Here is a 20,092-nt window from a genome sequence, read left to right as displayed (position 1 = left end):
GTTTTTTAACCTTTTTGCATTACTAGCTGAAGGCCCAGCCAAGCCATAAAAATACACACCATCACGTTTAAGATGATATTGAGGGCCATTTTAATAAAGTGACCTTGTTGTAATAACAACAACGAGTCCATTGAGAATGTTGAAAAGGTGGTTAATGCACCTAAAAAGCCAATACCGATAAGGGTTTTGGCGGGGCTTGCGGTGATAATTTCTTTATCTATCAAACCGTACAAAATGCCCATTAACAATGAACCCAGAATATTAACCGTCAACGTGCCAAAAGGGAATCCCCTACCGAGGAGTTTTAGCATGCTTTCGCTAATAAAAAACCGTAAACACGCACCTGAGGCTCCGCCAAGGGCGATCATCATATAAAGTTTAATCATTTTCGTATCGTCTAAGTGGGCTTTGCGCATCGCGCTCTTTTAGGTAATCGAGTTTTTGTTTAATTTTTTGCTCAAGTCCGCGTTCGCTCGGTAAGTAATATTCTTTACCGTCCATTTCTGGCGGTAAATATTTTTCACCTGCGGCAAATGCGCCTTCTTCGTTGTGCGCATAGCGATACTCGGCGCCGTAACCTAAGTCTTTCATTAAGTTGGTTGGCGCATTGCGTAAATGCTCTGGCACTGGGTAACTTGGCTCATTTTGAGCATCTGCTTTGGCTTGATTAAACGCCATATAAACAGCATTGCTTTTGGGTGCACTGGCTAAATACAATGTGGCTTGTGCAATAGCGCGCTCACCTTCGCCAGGACCTACTCGCTGAAATATATCCCATGCATTTAGGGCAACATCCATTGCGCGCGGATCGGCGTTACCTATATCCTCTGTTGCAATGGCAAGTAAACGCCTTGCTACATACAAAGGGTCGCCGCCACCAGCTAAAATTCGGCAATACCAATACAGCGCACCATCGGGGGAGCTACCACGTACTGATTTATGAAAGGCTGATATTAAATCGTAAAATTCATCGCCGCCTTTATCGTATTTAGCTAAATGCGTTGGTAGCACTTGGCTAAGTACGTGCTCGTCTACGTTGTATTGCCCGTTTCGCTCGGTTGTTAAATCAACCGCTTGTTCAAGTAAATTAAGTACTTTACGCGCATCGCCGCCACTTGCTTGGCACAGTGCCTTTTTAGCGTTGTCGGCAATAGTGATGTGCTTTTGGCTTAGCTGCTCGTCTTGTTTAAGTGCACGTTCTATTACGGTATATAAGTCGGCATCGGCAAGCGATTTTAAAACATACACGCGTGCACGCGACAATATAGCGTTATTAAGGGCAAACGATGGGTTTTCGGTGGTTGCACCTACAAATATAAAGGTGCCGTCTTCTATGTGCGGTAAAAACGCATCTTGCTGAGACTTATTAAAGCGATGAACCTCGTCAACAAACATAAGGGTGCGTTGGCCACGGCTTTCTAGGTTATCGCGCGCTTGCGTTACGCTGTCACGTATATCTTTTACGCCTGCGGTTACCGCCGACATTTGTATAAGTGAGGCATCAGCATGGTTGGCAATTATTTGCGCAAGTGTTGTTTTACCTACACCCGGTGGGCCCCATAAAATTAAACTATGGCATCGCCCCGCGACAATGGCTTGATGCAGTGGTTTATCAGCACTTAATAAGTGTTGCTGACCAATGTACTCGTCAAGCGTTGTGGGGCGCATACGCGCGGCAAGTGGGCGTACATCGGGCCCAAAATTAAATCCTAAATTACTCACCGTTACTCTGATCGTCTATTTCAACACCTTCAGGAGGCGTAAATTCAAAAGTGCTTTTATCAAGCGGCGTATTAACTTGGGCATTGTTAAACGTAAATGACGATAGCTGCCCTGAGTTGTCGGTAACGACTAGTTTAGCAAGGCCTTGCTCGTTACCCGCAAACGCTATATCAAGTTGTTCTACTTGGCTTTCTACGCCTTTATTTGGCGTTACGCTAAAGCCTGTATTTGTTGCAAGTACGCTGTATTTTTCCCACTGTGCTGGGTCTTTTGATGTAAGTAGCACAAATGGTGTTGAGTCGATTAGGCTGCTGGTTTTCATAATTGTTACTTGCTCAGCAAAGCTGTCGAAGTAATAGGTTTTATCGCCGTTTGATACAAATAATGTATCGTCTGGGTTTGTTTGCTGCCAGCGAATCATCATAGGCTGTTGAAGCGCTATTGTGCCCTCGCCTTGCATAACCGCTTGGCCTTCTTTGTCTGTTACTTTTTGTGCAAACTGCGCTTTAAAGCTTTTTAAAGTAGCAAGTCTGTCTTGTAATGCTTGGCTGTCATCAGCAAAGCTTGGTGCGGCAAGTACGCTGCCTAACACTAATAATAAGGCGTTAAATTTTTTCATTAATTTGCTCCATTAGGTACTAATACATCGCGAGCGCCGTTATGACCTGGTGAACTCACGATACCCGATGTTTCCATTTGTTCGACTAAACGTGCTGCGCGGTTATAGCCAACACGCAGTTTACGTTGTACTGACGATACCGATACCTTGCCGGTTTCAATTACAAACGACACGGCTTCGTCGTATAACGGATCGTTCTCTTCGTCTGCATTTTCGCTTGCTTCACCTGGCAATAAAATATCTTCACTGGCATCACCATTGAGTATTTCATCAACGTAATTTGGCTTAGCACGCGCTTTCCAATCGTTTACAACGGCGTGTACTTCATGGTCGTCTACAAACGCGCCATGTACACGCTCTGGTACGCTAGTGCCTGGTGGTAAATAAAGCATATCGCCCATACCTAGTAAGTTTTCTGCGCCTTGCTGGTCAAGTATGGTACGCGAGTCTATTTTACTTGATACCTGAAACGCCATACGCGTTGGTATATTTGCTTTAATTAAACCTGTTATTACATCTACCGAAGGGCGCTGCGTTGCCAGTATTAAATGAATACCTGCCGCACGTGCTTTTTGGGCTATGCGGGCAATCAGCTCTTCTACTTTTTTACCAACAATCATCATCATGTCGGCAAATTCGTCTATTACTACAACAATACTTGGTAACTTACCAAGTTCTTCCGGGCCTTCTTTCATGCCATCGGTGTCTTTAAATAATGGATCAAGAATCGGGTAACCCGCTTCATTGGCTTCAAGCACTTTTTGGTTGTAACCTTTTAAGTTACGCACACCCAATGCTGACATTAATTTATAACGACGTTCCATCTCGCCCACACACCAACGCAGTGCGTTAGCGGCTTCTTTCATGTCGGTGACTACTTCACACAATAAATGCGGAATACCTTCGTATACTGATAGCTCAAGCATTTTAGGGTCAATCATAATCATACGTACATCGTCAGGCCCCGATTTGTAAAGCAAGCTTACTATCATGACATTAACGCCCACCGATTTACCTGAACCAGTTGTACCGGCCACCAGTAAATGTGGCATTTTACCTAAATCAGCACAGACAGGCTGACCGGCGATGTCTTTACCTAGCACCATGGTAAGTGGCGATGGATTTTGCTCGAATTTAGGTGCGTTTATTACTTCTGACAAACGTACTATTTCGCGGTGTTTATTAGGAAGCTCAATACCAACATATGTTTTACCCGGTATAACTTCTACAACACGCACACTAATTGCCGAAAGCGAACGGGCTAAATCTTTTGCTAAACCTGTAATTTTTGACACTTTAATACCTGGCGCTAAATCTAGCTCAAAGCGTGTAACAACAGGGCCTGGGTATACCGCTACAACTTTAGCTTGTACGTTAAAGTCCAGTAGTTTTGTCTCTACTAGGCGCGATACTGTATCGAGCTCTTCTTGCGAAATTGGGTTTTTAGCTTTGTCCGGTCTGTCGAGTAAATCGAGCGACGGTAATGGCCCCGGTGGTGGTTCTTGCGTTAATAATTGCTCAAACTTTTCTTTAGCCGTTGGCGGTGGTTGATATTGCGCTTTTGATTTAGGCATTGGTCTGGCTGGTGATACCACTGTTGTAACTGGTTTTTCTGGCTCTACAACTGGGCTTTGGTCAAGCGCGTTTAATGCAGCGGCCGTGTCCATTGGTTCGTCGTCTATGGCGCTAAAGCCAATTTCTTGATCGAGTATGTCGTCAAGCTCGTCAAACGGCATAAACTCGTCACTAATTTGAGGCTCATTAAACGGCGTTTGCGGTTTATTAATTGCTTTTTGTTTATCTGCTTTTTTAGCTGATGTAGGCAGCTCTATTTGCTCTTTGATATCGTCTTCAAAATGGGCGTCTACTTCATCGTGATTATTTGCTTTGCCCGCAGCGTGTTCTCGGTGCATCCAACCTTTTGCGTACGATACAATAAAGCGGTAAAACCTAACCATTAAATCGCCAAGGTAATCTACAAAATCAACCCACGATACACCCGTTAATAAGGTAAGCCCGGCAAAAAAGAAACACAGCAATAATATAGATGTACCGGTAAAGTTAAACGCAGGCATCATGGCTGATGCAATAACATCGCCCACTACCCCACCAGAGGAAAAGTTATAAATATCGTCAAAATTGATACTACTAATAGCGGTAGCTGAGGTAATAAATAAAGCAAAACCAATAACACGCAGCGCTAAGGTGGTGTAATCAAGCTGTAAAATGCGGTGAGGTTGTTTAAATAGCAAGTAGCCAAATAGCTGAATGGCCGCTGGCACTAAGTAAGCCAACCAACCAAAGGTGAGTAATAAAATGTCGGCTATCCATGCACCGGCTGCTCCTGTGATGTTGCTTACTTCGCTAAAACTAGTTTGCGACCATGCAGCATCTGCTGGATCAAAGCTGATCAAGGCACATAAAATAAATATTGCCGTAAAGGTGCTGATAATCAGCCCTGTTTCTAATAGTCTTTGCACACCGTTTAGGCGCATAGTTCCCTATTCCTCTTTATTATTCTATTTTTATTCACACTTACTTAGCAGTGAAATACCTTAGCAGGAAATGCAATTTGTTGCACTTTATCTTAACCTTGATGGCCTGATTATGAACAAGTTTTTATAATTTGAGCTTATATAAGCAAATGACGCAGCTAATATAAATAACCTTAAGTAATATAAGGACGAATAATTACGCCTTCTTCACCTTTTACTTCTTCCATTACTACATAAGTTCGGCTTTCACTAACGTTAGGCAATTTTAATAATATGTCACCTAATACACCACGGTATTCTGACATATCATTTACGCGCGTTTTAAGTAAAAAATCAAAATTACCCGATACTAAATGACATTCGATAATTTCTTCGTGCTTTTTAACGGCCGCACTAAACTCATCAAATACGTCGGGAGATGTTTTAGTAATTGTTACTTCTACATACACCGATAAACCTTGCCCAAGCTTAGCTGGATCGACCACTGCTTTATAGCCAAGTATGTAGCCTTCTCGTTCTAGCTTTTTCACTCGCTCCAGACAGGGCGTGGCGCTTAGGCCAACTCGTCTGGCCAGTTCAACATTTGAAAGGCGTCCATCGTGCTGTAATTCCATTAAAATTTTACGGTCAATTCTATCTAATAACTGATGCATAGTGCCAACTAGTTTTTTATGCTGTTTATTTTTGTTATGTAGATGATAACACTAGATTTGACTTTAAAAAAGGTGAGACACACGGGCTTATGATGAATATAATAGTGAAAAATGTTAATCCGTTCTTAATAAGGCAAATGATATGATTATTGGTGTTCCTAAAGAAATTAAAAACCATGAATACCGTGTAGGTATGGTTCCTGCGAGTGTTCGTGAATTAGTAAACCACGGTCATCAAGTGATTGTAGAAACTGATGCAGGCATGGGTATTGGTTTTACTAACGAAGATTACACGCTAGCGGGTGCTGAAATTTTAGCAACTGCTGCTGACGTTTTCGCTAAAGCAGACATGATTGTAAAAGTAAAAGAGCCACAAGCTGTTGAACGTGCAATGCTACGTGAAGACCAAATTCTTTTCACTTACTTACACCTTGCACCTGATCTTCCACAAACTGAAGACCTTGTAAAAAGCAAAGCTATTTGTATTGCATACGAAACTGTAACTGACTCTCGCGGTGGTTTACCGCTTCTTGCTCCTATGAGCGAAGTTGCTGGTCGTATGTCTATTCAAGCTGGTGCACAAGCGCTTGAAAAATCTAACCACGGTCGTGGCATGCTACTAGGTGGCGTACCAGGCGTTGAAGCGGCTAAAGTTGTTATCATTGGCGGCGGCATGGTTGGTCGTAGTGCAGCGCAAATGGCTGTTGGTCTTGGTGCTGAAGTTGTCGTTCTTGACCGTAACATCGACGTATTACGTGCACTAGACGCGCAATTTGGTAATAAAGTTAAAGCTATTTACTCAACTGCTGATGCTCTAGAAAAACACGTACTAGAAGCTGATTTAGTAATTGGTGGCGTACTAATCCCAGGTGCAGCTGCACCTAAACTAGTCACTGCTGAGCACATTAAAGCAATGAAACCTGGTTCTGCAATTGTTGACGTTGCAATCGACCAAGGTGGCTGTATTGCTACTTCAAAAGCAACTACGCATGCTGATCCTACTTTCATCGTTGATGAAGTTGTTCACTACTGTGTTGCTAACATGCCAGGTGCTGTTCCACGCACATCTACGTTTGCACTTAACAATGCAACATTGCCTTTCATCATTAACCTTGCAAACAAAGGTTATAAAAAGGCGTTACTAGATGACGCTCACTTCTTAAAAGGCTTAAACGTAATTAAAGGCCAAGTAACTTACAAAGAAGTAGCAGAAGCGTTCAACATGGAATATGTTGACCCACGCACAGCGGTAGAAAACGCATAATTTAGCGTTTTGTAGTTAGGTTGGTATTAAGTTATGTAGCTACCGAACTACAACCCATAAAAAAAGCAGCTAATTAGCTGCTTTTTTTGTATTTAAATTTCAGATTTATATAAGCTTATTTAGATAAAACGCTTAATTATAAAATCTACTTTTACGCGCTTAGCTTGGCCAAGTAGTTTTTTAACTGGCTGCGGATAATCATCCATCGTTTCTAAATCATCTGGGCCTGTTAAACGTCGGCAGTGTTGTAAAATTTCCTGCTTTTCGTTATCAATAGCATCCATAATTGTTTGCTCTGGATCTTCTATTAAAATACCGTTTTCGATATCAAGACCCCATGCACGCGGATTTAAGTTATGCCCGCTCAGTAAATGTTTTGTTCTATCTGAACAAATACCTTTTAAATGAAACGAATTGCTTTCATCTTTCCACAGATACACATTTAAATTACCGTTATCGATATGGCGCTTTTGCGTTTTTACAAATTTATGCAAAATAGTTTCGTATAAATAAGGTAATGCCCCTATTTTACTAAACGGCTCGCTTGGCGGTAAATAAAAGTCATTTGCTGTTTTATCGCCTACAACAATAGTCACTTGCTTGCCTTGCTTTAATAATCGGCGCAGCGATCGCATAAGCGGTGCCGGAAAATTAAAGTATGGCGTATACAACACAAGCTCTTGCTCTGTTGTATCAAATAACGCTTTTATTAAACGATTTAATTCGTTATTGCGACGCCCAAGTCCTAAAAACAAACGAATACCTAATGCTTGTGTATTTAGCTGCTCTGCTGCGTTATAACTTGCGACTTTTAAATCACGCATTAATTGCTTTTGATCAATCTTAAAGTCGTGCAAACGCTTAAGCGGTCGTGTGTCAATGCGTGGCACGGCCACTGATGAAAGTAGCTTTGTTTCAATAAAATCAACTACTGAGTCACACAGTTCGCTCTGCGTTATTAAAAAGTAACGATCGAGCCTGTAGCGCTCGTTGTATTGCAAGTACACGTTATTTAAACTTGCGCCGCTGTAAAGTAAGGTGTCGTCAATTACAAAACCTTTTAAATGCAATACGCCAAATAATTCTTTAGCTTTTACAGGTACGCCATAAACTTGTACGTTCGATTTAAACTTTTCTAAATCGTCACAGTATAAACTTGCGTTACCGTCTGATTTATCAGCGCCAATTAATCCACGTTGCGCACGATGAAAATCCACCAGCACTTTTACCTCAAGTGCGGGGTTTGCCAATGACACACGATGCAGCGCTTCTAAAATTTCGCGACCTGCTTCGTCATCTTGTAAATACAACGCAGTAATATAAATTCGTTTTTTTGCGTTCGCTATCAAGCGTAGCAATTGCGTTCGGTAATCTTGCGCATTGGTTAAGACGTTAACGTCTTTTGAAGTCAACCCGAATGCGGGTTTTTCCTGCCAAAATAACATAGTTGCCTATTTGCTTAGGTCACATAATCTATCAGTGACAAATAAAATTAGGTAAAACATAACAAAAAAAATCAAAGGGGTCATGAAATAACGCTGTTTTGTTGCCTGTTAGTCTATTTATTGAGCTACTTAGGCATTTTAACTGTAAAAGCACAGAGCTCTAGTACACAATACTGCACAGCTTTTCGATTTGATAAAAAAAATAATCGCGGATTTTGTTTACATCTGCCTTGTTTTTCTTAGAATCAAGCGCATTAATGAGCATATTGAACACCGTATTAAACGTTTAGGAAAAATAATGACTGAAGCAAAACATTGTAAGCTACTAATTTTAGGCTCTGGCCCAGCTGGTTATACTGCCGCAGTATATGCAGCACGTGCAAATTTAAACCCTGTTTTAATTACAGGCATTCAACAAGGTGGCCAATTAACAACCACAACTGAAGTTGAAAACTGGCCTGGTGATGCACACGGTTTAACAGGTCCTGCGTTAATGGATCGTATGAAAGAGCACGCTGAGCGCTTTGAAACTGAAATCATATTCGATCACATCAATAAAGTAGATGTATCTAAGCGCCCTTTCACACTAACTGGCGACCAAGGTACTTACACATGTGATGCATTAATCATTGCAACGGGTGCTTCTGCTAAATACTTAGGCCTAGAGTCTGAAACTAATTTCCAAGGCCGTGGCGTTTCGGCATGTGCTACGTGTGACGGCTTTTTCTATAAAGGCCAAAAAGTGGCGGTTGTTGGTGGTGGTAATACAGCGGTTGAAGAAGCGCTTTACTTATCTAACATTGCTGACGAAGTACATGTTATTCATCGTCGTGACAGTTTCCGCAGTGAAAAAATACTTGCTGACCGCCTTGCTGAAAAAGCAGCTAACGGTAACGTTGTAATGCATTACAACCGCACGCTGGACGAAGTATTAGGCGACCAAATGGGCGTAACCGGCGTTCGTATTAAAGATGCACACTCTGATGCAACTGAAGAGCTAGATTTAGCAGGCGTATTTATTGCTATTGGCCACAAGCCAAATACTGATATGTTTGTTGGTCAACTAGAAATGAAAGATGGCTACTTAGTTGTAGAGTCTGGTCTTCACGGCAACGCAACTCAAACAAGCGTAGAAGGCGTTTTTGCTGCAGGTGATGTGTCAGACCACATTTACCGTCAAGCAATCACATCTGCGGGTACAGGCTGTATGGCTGCCCTTGATGCTGAACGTTTCTTAGATAATTTATAAGCAATTAAATAAATTATTATAGGGCTGATTATTCAGCCCTTTTTTTATGCCTAAAATATAGTTACACTTTTAAGATCAATTATAAAATAAGTACTGTATGAGAAATCAGCTATACCAATTAAGCGAAAACGATATAGCATTCCCCAATCCGGAATACGCATTAGAATCCCCTGATGGCTTGTTAGCAATTGGCGGAGATTTGAGTTTACCTCGCCTAAGTAATGCCTACAAAAGCGGAGTATTCCCTTGGTTTAGTGAAGATGAGCCTATTATGTGGTGGTCTCCCAGCGAGCGAGGCATTTTTGAGCTTAATGATTTTCATATAAGTAAGAGCCTGCGTAAGCATTTAAAAAAGCACCCTGTAAGAGTAACCATTAATAATGCCTTTGAAGAGGTGATAGAAGCCTGTCGCGATCAACGCCTTGATACCGATGGCACTTGGATCACCTCTGACATGCTCGACGCTTACGTTAATGCACACAATGCTGGCATTGCACATAGTTTAGAGGTGTGGAGTAACGGAGAGCTTGCAGGTGGCTTATACGGCATTATGCAAAATGGTGTTTTTTGTGGCGAGTCTATGTTTCATCATCAAACCAATTGTTCTAAGCTTGCTATGTGGGCACTGGTAAATTGGCTTAAACGCCATAATGCACATTTTATTGATTGCCAGTTAGAAAACCCTTATTTAATGACCCTAGGTGCACAAGTAATCCCCCGTTCCACATTTTTGACTAAACTAAAAGCTGCACATAACTATACTGTTAACCCTATTATGTGGGAGCCACAAGAACTTGACGCAATCTATGAATGAGCAACTTCCTGCACGTGTTGGTTTAACCCAAGAGTTTGACTGTAGTTATTTACCCAACAGACAAGAGCAACTTTTAGTTATTCTTGATCCCAGTTGCTACAGCACCGATAAATTTGAGTCATTATTAGGCTTGGGATTTCGTCGCAGTGGTAACCAAATATACCGTCCGCACTGCCCAATATGCAGCGCATGTAGTTCTGTACGTGTATTAGCACAAGACTTTATGCCCTCAAAATCGCAAAAACGTAAACTAAACAAAGCAAAAACACAGTTTGAGGTAAAATATTCAACGCAAGAGCGACCTGAGTACTATCCACTTTATAGCAAGTACATAACGATGCGTCATCAGGATGGAAGTATGTATCCTCCTGAAAAAGAACAGTTTCAAAGTTTTTTGCTTTGTAGTTGGCTCAAGATCACATTTATTGAACTGTGGCACCAAGATACTTTAGTCGCAGTTGCCGTAACTGATTGTATGAATAGCGCTATTTCTGCAATTTATACCTTTTTTGACCCCGACTTTGAACACTATAGTTTAGGCTCTGTGATGATATTAGAGCAGCTAAAGTTTGCAAAAGAGCAAAATAAGCAATACGTGTACTTGGGCTATCAAATTGATGAATGCGACAAAATGAAGTACAAAACTCAGTTTTTACCTGCTCAAAAACAGCTCAATGATGAGTGGGTGGCTATTTAATTTGCAAATATAGCCCCTGCGCCTTTACTTATTGGAGTATTTTGGGCAAAATCTGCAGCGTTTAACTATTAAAGAGGTGTTACGCTAAACATGGCGAAAGAAGACGTAATCGAAATGCAAGGGACAGTCCTTGATACTTTACCAAATACAATGTTCCGAGTTGAGCTAGAAAATGGTCACGTAGTTGTGGCTCATATTTCAGGCAAAATGCGCAAAAACTATATCCGTATTTTAACCGGCGATAAAGTAACGGTAGAAATGACTCCTTACGATTTATCAAAGGGTCGTATCGTATTCCGTGCTCGCTAAGTAAGTGCGTAAACGAGATTTAGTTTTTGGCTAGTGTTTTACTAGCTTTAAGCGTTTATTAAATGTAATTGATAGACATTGACTAGCAATTACATTTAATAAACAAAAAGCCCAGTTTTTGCTGGGTTTTTTGTTGCCTATAAAAAGGGCAAAAAAAATGGCCCGCTATTATGTAGCGGGCCATTTTATTTAACTAAATTATTTAATTAACGTTTTACGCTGGTGTTAAATTACTCTCGTAATCAAAGCGAATCTTCTTGTCTTTAACTGATACTTTAACCGTACCGCCATCAACAAGTTCACCAAACAGTATTTCGTTAGCTAATTGCTTTTTAAGCTCTTCTTGAATAACACGTGCCATTGGACGTGCACCCATTGCTTTATCGTAGCCTTTATCTGCCAACCACTCACGTGCTTTAGACGTAAGCTCAAGGTTAACTGATTTTTTATCAAGCTGCGCTTGCAGTTCCACAATAAACTTATCAACCACCAGTAAAATAACTTCACGTTCAAGGTGATTAAACCAAATGATGTTATCTAAACGGTTTCTAAATTCTGGTGAAAATACTTTATTAATTGCACCCATTGCATCGTGCGTATGATCTTGCTCTGTAAAACCAATCGACTTACGCGTAGTTTCTTGTACGCCCGCATTGGTAGTCATTACAACCACTACATTTCTAAAGTCAGCTTTACGGCCGTTATTATCGGTCAACGTACCGTGATCCATAACCTGTAGCAAAATGTTGTAAATGTCTGGATGCGCTTTTTCAATCTCATCTAAAAGTACAACAGCATGTGGATTTTTAATAACTGCTTCTGTTAATAAACCACCTTGCTCAAAACCAACATACCCTGGTGGAGCACCAATTAATCGACTAATTGCATGGCGTTCTACATATTCCGACATATCAAAACGAATAAACTCAACACCCATACATTTAGCAAGTTGCTTAGTTACTTCTGTTTTACCCACACCGGTAGGCCCTGCAAACAAGAACGAACCCACTGGTTTTTCTTCGCTCGATAAACCAGAGCGAGATAAGCGAATAGCTGATGTAAGCGCATCAATAGATTGATCTTGCCCAAACACGAGCATTTTAAGGTTACGGTCTAAGTTTTTAAGCGTTTCTTTATCTGTCGACGAGACGCTTTGCGCTGGGATACGTGCCATTTTAGATATAATTAGTTCTATATCTGCCACGCCAATGGTTTTTTTACGTTTAGAGCTAGGTTGCAGGCGCTGACTTGCACCGGCTTCATCAATTACATCAATTGCTTTATCTGGCAAGTGACGCTCATTAATGTATTTAGCACTGAGCTCTGCAGCTGCTTTTAGTGCTTTTTGAGTGTAACGAATACCATGGTGCTCTTCGTAACGCTCTTTTAAGCCATTTAATATTTTAGTGGTATCGGCAACACTTGGCTCAAGTACATCAATTTTTTGAAAGCGACGTACTAGTGCACGGTCTTTCTCAAAAATATTTTTATACTCATTGTAAGTTGTTGACCCCATACAACGTAGCTTACCACTTGAAAGGAGTGGTTTAAGCAAGTTTGATGCGTCCATAACACCACCAGACGCCGCGCCGGCACCGATTATGGTATGTATTTCATCAATAAATAAAATAGAGCCTGGCTCAGCTTGCAGCTCTTTTAGTAAGCTTTTAAAGCGCTTTTCAAAGTCGCCGCGGTATTTAGTACCCGCAAGCAATGCACCCATATCTAGCGAGTACACAACAGCATCTGCAATTACTTCTGGTACTTGCTTATTAACAATGCGATACGCTAAGCCTTCAGCAATTGCTGTTTTACCAACGCCCGCTTCACCAACAAGTAATGGGTTATTCTTTTTACGACGACACAATACTTGTACCGTGCGCTCTACTTCGCTGTCGCGTCCGATCAGTGGATCAATGTTACCTTCACGAGCTTGAACGTTTAAGTTAGTTGTAAAGCTGTCTAGCTTGCTTGCTTCTTCATTTTGAACTTCTTGCACTTCATCATGAATATCGTCGCTGTCGTTGCCTAATTCATCATCTGCTTTAGAAATACCATGCGAAATAAAGTTAACGATGTCTAAACGCGATACATCATGCTTTTTAAGTAAATATACAGCTTGGCTTTCTTGCTCAGAAAAAATAGCAACTAGCACATTCACGCCAGTGACTTCATTTTTACCTGACGATTGCACATGGAACACAGCGCGTTGTAATACACGTTGAAAGCCAAGTGTTGGCTGAGTTTCACGCTCTTCTTCTAAATCTGGAATGACGGGTGTTGTTTCGTCAATAAATTCTAATAATTCGGTTTTTAAACCAGAAATATTAACACCACACGCGTTTAGGGCTTCTCCTGCAGAAGGATTATCTAACAGCGCAAGTAAAAGGTGCTCTACGGTCATAAACTCATGACGGCGAGTGCGCGCTTCACGAAACGCGGCATTTAATGTGAGTTCTAAGTCTTTGTTTAGCATTGGCAACCCCTTACTGAGATAATAATTTATACCACAACAATCGGATGTTTGATCACCCTAATTGGTATTTATTCCTGCTCACAACTACAAAGCAGTGGATGCTCGTTATCACGCGCGTAGCGGTTAACTTGTTCAGCTTTGGTGTGGGCTACGTCGGCGCTGTAAACACCACATATACCCTTACCTTTTTCATGAACCTGAAGCATCACGTCGGTTGCTCTATCGCTATCCATATTAAAAAACGTCGTTAAAACTTCTATTACAAAGTCCATCGGCGTGTAGTCGTCGTTATTTAAAACAACTTTATATTTTCGCGGCGGCTGTAGCTTTTGCTTTTCGCTGTCGCGAACTGTATCGATAACACCTGAATCTTTCATACCACTCATAATTAAATATAGTCTTGTCTTTGTAACTCAAGCAAACTTGAATAAAAAATAAATAAAATGTTAAAAAAATAACTCAAAACACTTGACTGGTTGGCTAAATAAACTACAGTCAAACGTAGATTGATTAAACCTTAGTCAGTCTAGCAAATAATACAATTTAGAATAACTAAATTAGTCAACTTATTGAAGGATGTAGAAGTATGGCTTGCGGTAAAGTTAAATGGTTCAACAACGCTAAAGGTTTTGGTTTCATCGTAGAAGACGGCTGCGAGAATGATATTTTCGCTCATTACTCAACAATTGTAATGGACGGTTATAAAACGCTTAAAGCTGGTCAAGATGTAACATTCGAATTAGAACAAGGACCTAAAGGTCTACACGCTAAAAATATTGCCCCAGATGGTGACATTATTGAGTGACTATTGTTTTGTTCGACTAAAGCGAGTGACCTTTTAAGATCCTCGCTTAATTCCTTAAGCATACTAACTTATCTCTTCTCCCCTATTTATTGCCTCTTTTCATTCAAATTCAACCCTTTTCCTTGAATTTATTTTATATACCCCAATGTTCTAAGAGTTGATTGTTTAACTGCTTATTGGGCATGCTCAACCTCTAGCCCTTTTTATTTAAGCTTGTTACACTCTTGGTGCTAAAAATTGCGTATTAACGCAGCAACTAATCCAACTTGTCGCCTCTTTTATATGTACTAGGCTAAAGGCTGATTTATTTTTGTTAATTTTTTAGCTATAAATACAATTCCAGTTCGTCAGGTGTGACTATTCTGCTTTTATAAAAGAGCAACGCTGAGTACCAACACCTAACAAACTATTCATTACGAGCGTATGTATTCATTAACTTGTTTAATAATATGTACTCACTCATTAGTAATGATTTTCTTTGCATTGTTGAATAAGACCTTTTCGGTCTACTATCTAGGAATGATGATGACATCAAAAATTATCTATACAAAAACGGACGAAGCTCCGGCACTAGCAACTTACTCGTTGCTACCGATCATCCAAGCATATACAAATGCGGCCGGTGTTGAAGTTGAAACTCGCGATATCTCATTAGCAGGTCGTGTAATTGCTAGCTTCCCTGATTATTTAACACAAGAACAACGCATTGGTGATGCACTTGCTGAACTTGGCGAGCTTGCTAAAACACCAGAAGCAAACATCATCAAATTACCAAACATCAGTGCATCTGTACCACAGCTTCGCGCTGTAATTAAAGAGCTTCAAGCAAAAGGTTACGCTCTTCCAGAATACCCTGTTGAACCTAAAAATGATGAAGAAAAAGCAATTCAAGCTGCTTACGACAAAATCAAAGGCAGTGCAGTAAACCCAGTACTACGTGAAGGTAACTCAGATCGTCGCGCACCAGGTTCTGTAAAAGAATATGCACGTAACAACCCGCATTCAATGGGTGCGTGGAGCAAAGATTCAGAGTCTTATGTTGCAAGCATGAGCGAAGGCGACTTCTTTGGTTCAGAAAAGTCAGTAACTGTTGATACAGCCACTGATGTACGTATTGAACATGTTGCAACTAACGGCGACGTTTCTGTACTTAAACAAAGCACGCCTCTTTTAGCTGGCGAAGTTATTGATGCATCAAGCATCAGCGCTTCTAAGCTTCAAGCTTTCTTAGCTGCTGAAATTGACGCTGCTAAAGAAAAAGGTGTTTTATTCTCGCTTCACATGAAAGCGACAATGATGAAAGTATCTGATCCAATTATCTTTGGTCACGCTGTAAAAGTATTCTACAAAGATGTATTTGCTAAACACGGTGAGCTTTTTGAAGAGCTAGGTGTTGATGTAAATAATGGTTTAGGCGATGTATATTCTAAAATTCAAACATTAGACGATGCTAAGCGCGAAGAAATCGAAGCAGACATTCAAGCTGTTTACGCTAGCCGCCCTGCTATTGCTATGGTTGATTCTGACCGCGGCATTACAAACCTACACGTACCAAGTGACGTGATCATCGATGCTTCTATGCCTGCTGCAATCCGTTCAAGCGGTCAAATGTGGAATAACGATGGTAAGTTACAAGACACTAGCTTTGTAATTCCAGATCGTTGTTACTCAGGTATTTACCAAGCAACTATTGATTTTTGTAAAGTGAATGGCGCGTTTGATCCAACAACTATGGGTAGCGTACCTAACGTTGGCCTTATGGCTCAAAAAGCTGAAGAATACGGTTCACACGATAAAACGTTTGAAGCTAAAGCTGACGGTTCTATCCGTGTTGTTGATGCAAATGGTAATACATTACTTGAGCACAGTGTTGAGCAAGGCGATATTTGGCGCATGTGTCAGGTTAAAGACGCACCAATCCAAGATTGGGTTAAGCTTGCAGTAAATCGTGCACGCGCAACAGGCGTTCCAGCTATTTTCTGGTTAGACGAAAACCGTGCACATGATGCAGAGCTAATCAAAAAAGTAAATAAATACCTACCAGATCACGATACAGCTGGCCTAGATATTCAAATTTTAACACCGCTTGAAGCAACGTTGTTCTCACTAGCGCGTATTAAAGAAGGTAAAGATACTATTTCTGTAACAGGTAACGTTTTACGTGATTACCTTACAGATTTATTCCCAATTTTAGAGCTAGGTACGAGTGCTAAAATGCTTTCAATTGTTCCACTTATGAACGGTGGTGGATTATTTGAAACTGGCGCAGGTGGTTCTGCACCTAAGCATGTTCAACAATTCGAAAAAGAAAACCACTTACGTTGGGATTCTTTAGGTGAATTTTTAGCACTTGCTGCATCTCTTGAGCACTTAAGCGTAACTACGGGTAACAACAAGGCACAAGTTCTTGCTGATACACTAGATAAAGCGACTGGTACTTTCCTTGCAGAAAACAAGTCTCCTTCACGTAAAGTGAAAGAAATTGATAACCGTGGTTCTCATTTCTTCCTATCTTTATTCTGGGCACAAGAACTTGCTAAGCAAAATGATGACAGTGAACTTAAAACACAGTTTACTCAAATTGCTAGCGACCTTGAGTCTAATAAAGAACAAATCGTAAGTGAACTTAACGATGCGCAAGGCCCTGCAGTTGATTTAGGCGGTTACTTCCAGCCTAACGATGATGCAGCCTTTAAAGCGATGCGTCCAAGCACTACATTTAACGATATTCTTGCTAAATTAGTATAAATATTAGTTTAAATTTAAAAGCCGCTTACTTGTAAAAGTAAGCGGCTTTTTTGTAACCATAAAAAAGGCTGCAGTTGCAGCCTTTTCTTTTACCTAAAAAAATAGTAGGTAATACTATTTTGTATAAGCACGTGGCATTTTTGAATCAGTTGTATAACGGTCACGCAGTTTATCTTGGCGAGATTGTGTAGATACCTCAACCCCATTAATAAACATTTTGCTCACGTGGCTGCTTAGTTCAAACGGGTCATTACTCCACATTACTACATCAGCAGCTTTACCTACTTCAAGACTACCTGCATTAATACCAAATACATCAGCAACGTTTGATGTAACCGCTTTTAACGCGCCCTCTTGGCTCATACCATACGATACTGCATTACCAGCATCAAAACGTAACTGGTAAATGTTGTGACTTGCATCGCCGCCTACCGTTAATAGTACTTTAACGCCTGCTTTTTCTAGCACACCTGCATTATCTAAACTCGCATGAAGCGAATCAAAACTTGCTGGTAAGCTGTCCATTGCACTAATAATTACTGGGATATTTGCTTTAGCAACGCGCTCTTTTACTACAACAGCGTCTTGTGCGCCGTTAAGTACTAAGTTAATACCAAATTGCTCTTTTACTTTAATAAGCTCAATAATATCTGCCGCACGTGATACGCCAACCACTAATGGCATTTCGCCACTGAGTACTTTTGCCATTACTTTGTCTTCAGTACTTGGCTTGTCGTCATCTTTTTTAGCTTTTTTACCAGCTTTAGTTTTGTGCTCATCAAGTTTATTAATCAGTGTTTGCAAAGTAAAAGCACGAGAGCCTTTACTGCGCTCACCTAAGTAAACAATTAAAGCCGCTTGTTTTTGCATGTCGCTGTCAAAACTACCACTTAAATCAACAACACTCGCAAGGCCTGAAAAAATGCTATCACCACCATGAGGGGTAATGACATCGCGTGTTACACCGCCTTTACGAGCGTAAGGAATTAAGCTCGAATGTGCGTTGTAAGCAAGACTTACGTCAAAATCAATACCGGCTTTTTCCTCGCCTGCATCGCGAGAACCTGCAACTGCACTTACTTCAACTAAACCAAGTTGATTAATACTTGCAATAAAGCCAGGGGTTACAATTTGGCCCTTTGCATCAATAATTTGATCTACTTTAATTTCAGTTGGGTTAATCGCTGTGATTTTACCATCTGTCATTACAATACTTGCTGCTTCTAATACACCTTGATCAGATGACGTATGCAATGTTGCATTAATAATTGCTAGCGATTGTGCGCTTACAGCACCAGATGCTAATAATCCTGCAGCAACCAGAGAAAGCGAAAACGAACGTGATAAATTTTTCATTCTGGGTGCTCCTTATTGTTGACCTAACATAAAATCACTTGTTGCTTGATACGCGCTGTCGTTTCTATCGTAAACTTTTGCACCATCAACAAACACTTGTTCAGCTTTAGCATAAACACTAAATGGGCTTTGATTCCAAATAACCACATCGCCCTGCTTACCCGCTTCTAGTGAACCTGTTTTGTCATCAATACCTAACGACTTAGCAGCGTTAGCCGTGATCCATTTAATAGCGTGTTGCTCAGAAATATCAAAACCGTTTTCGTTAGCACGGTACATAACCTTGCCAGCTTCTTGGTTTAAGCGCTGAATAGTAGTATCTGAATCTGAGTGAACAACTGCACATGAATTTTTAACAGCATCAACAATAGCTACGTTTTCTTGAACCATGTCGTAGGCTTCCATTTTAAAACCCCACCAGTCTGGCCAAAGTGCAGCACACGAGCCATTCTCAGCAAGTAGGTCAGCAATTTTATATGCTTCTACACCGTGGTGAAAAGTACCCGCGTCGTAATTAAATTCTTTTGACAGGTCAATCATCATTGCCATTTCTTCAGCTTTATAACAATGATTATGAATACGTACTTCGCCCTCAAGCACACCACGAAGCGTATCGTGTTTAATATCACGTACTGGTGCTTCTGGGTTTAAACCTGCTTCATAATCGGCATCGTATTTATCCCACGCACGTTTGTACTCAGCGGCTTCAGCCCACGCCATACGGTAACCCGCCATATTACCCATACGGGTAGAAGGCAATACACCTTGACGACCATAAACACGTTTAGGATTTTCACCACACGCCATTTTTAAACCATAGGGTGCTTCTGGAAATTTCATGCCTTGCATAGTGTGTGCAGGTACGTTTTTAAGCGTAACGCCGCGGCCACCAAATAAGTTAGCTGAGCCTGGTAAAATTTGTAGAGAAGTAATGCCGCCTTCGCGTGCGCGATTAAAGCCAGGATCTTGTGGCCAAACAGAATGCTCAACCCACACTTCTGCAGTGTTAGGGCTTGTCATTTCGTTACCATCTTGATGCGACTCAACCGAAGGGCTTGGATAAGCACCTAAATGTGAATGTACGTCAATAATACCCGGTGTTACCCATTTGCCTTGTGCATCAATTGTAACATCAGCAGTAGCAGTTAAGTCTTTACCAACTTGTTGTACTTTGCCGTCAACAAGTAATACATCAGCTTCATCTAAACGCTCACCAGTACCTGTAAGTACTGTTGCATTTGTAATAAGTGTGCTTGATGTAGAAACGGGCTGATAAGTGCTTGGGTAAGGATTTTTGTTGATTGTTATTTTATCGTCTTGCGGGCCGTTTTCTTGGCAACCTACAAGTGCAGCAGCTAAGCCAACTGCTAATAAAGAAGGTGCAAATTTTTGCATGTTGTTTGGATCTCCTGTTTTTTTGCTACTTTAGCGAAAGCTAAG

The 20,092-nt window shown here is 40.9% G+C and carries 17 protein-coding genes; 7 read left to right on the top strand and 10 right to left on the bottom strand.

Annotated features, from left to right (window positions below; translation table 11 throughout):
* Positions 1-5: 5 nt before the first annotated feature.
* The 5 genes from crcB to lrp all read right to left on the bottom strand — a co-directional run bounded on the left by crcB (position 6) and on the right by lrp (position 5,489).
* Positions 6-386, bottom strand: a complete 381-nt coding sequence (gene crcB / locus PARC_RS07760) for a fluoride efflux transporter CrcB (RefSeq protein ID WP_021032117.1) — start codon at positions 384-386, stop codon at positions 6-8.
* Positions 379-1,722 (bottom strand): replication-associated recombination protein A, encoded by a 1,344-nt coding sequence (locus PARC_RS07755; protein ID WP_010552623.1) that lies wholly within the window; start codon positions 1,720-1,722, stop codon positions 379-381. The genes crcB and PARC_RS07755 overlap by 8 nt, the downstream gene beginning before the upstream one ends.
* On the bottom strand, positions 1,715-2,341 hold the full coding sequence (gene lolA / locus PARC_RS07750; protein ID WP_007582981.1) for an outer membrane lipoprotein periplasmic chaperone LolA: 627 nt from the start codon (positions 2,339-2,341) through the stop codon (positions 1,715-1,717). Before lolA ends, PARC_RS07755 begins: the two co-directional genes overlap by 8 nt.
* A complete protein-coding gene (locus PARC_RS07745; protein WP_010552622.1) occupies positions 2,341-4,836 on the bottom strand; it encodes a DNA translocase FtsK in 2,496 nt (831 codons plus the stop codon). Before PARC_RS07745 ends, lolA begins: the two co-directional genes overlap by 1 nt.
* Positions 4,837-5,009: 173 nt before the next feature.
* Positions 5,010-5,489, bottom strand: a complete 480-nt coding sequence (lrp, locus tag PARC_RS07740; RefSeq protein ID WP_007582985.1) for a leucine-responsive transcriptional regulator Lrp — start codon at positions 5,487-5,489, stop codon at positions 5,010-5,012.
* A gap of 142 nt (positions 5,490-5,631) precedes the next feature.
* Between lrp and ald the strand changes: the two genes are divergently transcribed.
* Positions 5,632-6,753 carry an alanine dehydrogenase gene (gene ald / locus PARC_RS07735; RefSeq protein WP_010552621.1) on the top strand — a complete coding sequence of 374 codons (1,122 nt, stop codon included), beginning with the start codon at positions 5,632-5,634 and terminating at the stop codon, positions 6,751-6,753.
* Between the two features lie 119 nt (positions 6,754-6,872).
* On the opposite strand, the gene pssA is transcribed toward ald, so the two are convergent.
* Positions 6,873-8,198, bottom strand: a complete 1,326-nt coding sequence (gene pssA, locus PARC_RS07730; protein ID WP_010552620.1) for a CDP-diacylglycerol--serine O-phosphatidyltransferase — start codon at positions 8,196-8,198, stop codon at positions 6,873-6,875.
* Between the two features lie 298 nt (positions 8,199-8,496).
* On the opposite strand from pssA, the gene trxB reads away from it, so the two are divergent.
* From trxB to infA, 4 genes are all read left to right on the top strand, one after another.
* On the top strand, positions 8,497-9,447 hold the full coding sequence (gene trxB / locus PARC_RS07725; protein ID WP_008168643.1) for a thioredoxin-disulfide reductase: 951 nt from the start codon (positions 8,497-8,499) through the stop codon (positions 9,445-9,447).
* 97 nt (positions 9,448-9,544) lie between these two features.
* Positions 9,545-10,261 carry a leucyl/phenylalanyl-tRNA--protein transferase gene (aat, locus tag PARC_RS07720; RefSeq protein WP_010552619.1) on the top strand — a complete coding sequence of 239 codons (717 nt, stop codon included), beginning with the start codon at positions 9,545-9,547 and terminating at the stop codon, positions 10,259-10,261.
* A complete protein-coding gene (locus PARC_RS07715) occupies positions 10,254-10,958 on the top strand; it encodes an arginyltransferase (protein WP_010552618.1) in 705 nt (234 codons plus the stop codon). Before aat ends, PARC_RS07715 begins: the two co-directional genes overlap by 8 nt.
* Positions 10,959-11,048: 90 nt before the next feature.
* Positions 11,049-11,267, top strand: a complete 219-nt coding sequence (infA, locus tag PARC_RS07710) for a translation initiation factor IF-1 (RefSeq protein ID WP_002962494.1) — start codon at positions 11,049-11,051, stop codon at positions 11,265-11,267.
* Between the two features lie 214 nt (positions 11,268-11,481).
* On the opposite strand, the gene clpA is transcribed toward infA, so the two are convergent.
* Both clpA and clpS read right to left on the bottom strand, forming a co-directional pair.
* Positions 11,482-13,743, bottom strand: a complete 2,262-nt coding sequence (clpA, locus tag PARC_RS07705; RefSeq protein ID WP_007585108.1) for an ATP-dependent Clp protease ATP-binding subunit ClpA — start codon at positions 13,741-13,743, stop codon at positions 11,482-11,484.
* Positions 13,744-13,811: 68 nt separating this feature from the next.
* On the bottom strand, positions 13,812-14,120 hold the full coding sequence (gene clpS / locus PARC_RS07700; RefSeq protein WP_007585109.1) for an ATP-dependent Clp protease adapter ClpS: 309 nt from the start codon (positions 14,118-14,120) through the stop codon (positions 13,812-13,814).
* Positions 14,121-14,329: 209 nt separating this feature from the next.
* On the opposite strand from clpS, the gene cspD reads away from it, so the two are divergent.
* Both cspD and PARC_RS07690 read left to right on the top strand, forming a co-directional pair.
* A complete protein-coding gene (gene cspD / locus PARC_RS07695) occupies positions 14,330-14,548 on the top strand; it encodes a cold shock domain-containing protein CspD (RefSeq protein WP_002962500.1) in 219 nt (72 codons plus the stop codon).
* 525 nt (positions 14,549-15,073) lie between these two features.
* Complete coding sequence (locus tag PARC_RS07690) at positions 15,074-17,296, top strand: NADP-dependent isocitrate dehydrogenase (protein WP_010552616.1); 2,223 nt, start codon at positions 15,074-15,076, stop codon at positions 17,294-17,296.
* 114 nt (positions 17,297-17,410) lie between these two features.
* On the opposite strand, the gene PARC_RS07685 is transcribed toward PARC_RS07690, so the two are convergent.
* Entirely contained in the window at positions 17,411-18,652 is a 1,242-nt protein-coding gene (locus PARC_RS07685) for an amidohydrolase family protein (protein ID WP_010552615.1), read from the bottom strand.
* A gap of 12 nt (positions 18,653-18,664) precedes the next feature.
* A complete protein-coding gene (locus PARC_RS07680; protein WP_010552614.1) occupies positions 18,665-20,047 on the bottom strand; it encodes an amidohydrolase in 1,383 nt (460 codons plus the stop codon).
* Positions 20,048-20,092: the final 45 nt, after the last annotated feature.

Source organism: Pseudoalteromonas arctica A 37-1-2 (assembly GCF_000238395.3).
GTDB classification, from domain to species: Bacteria; Pseudomonadota; Gammaproteobacteria; order Enterobacterales; family Alteromonadaceae; genus Pseudoalteromonas; species Pseudoalteromonas arctica.
This window is presented reverse-complemented; position numbering and strand designations above follow the sequence as displayed.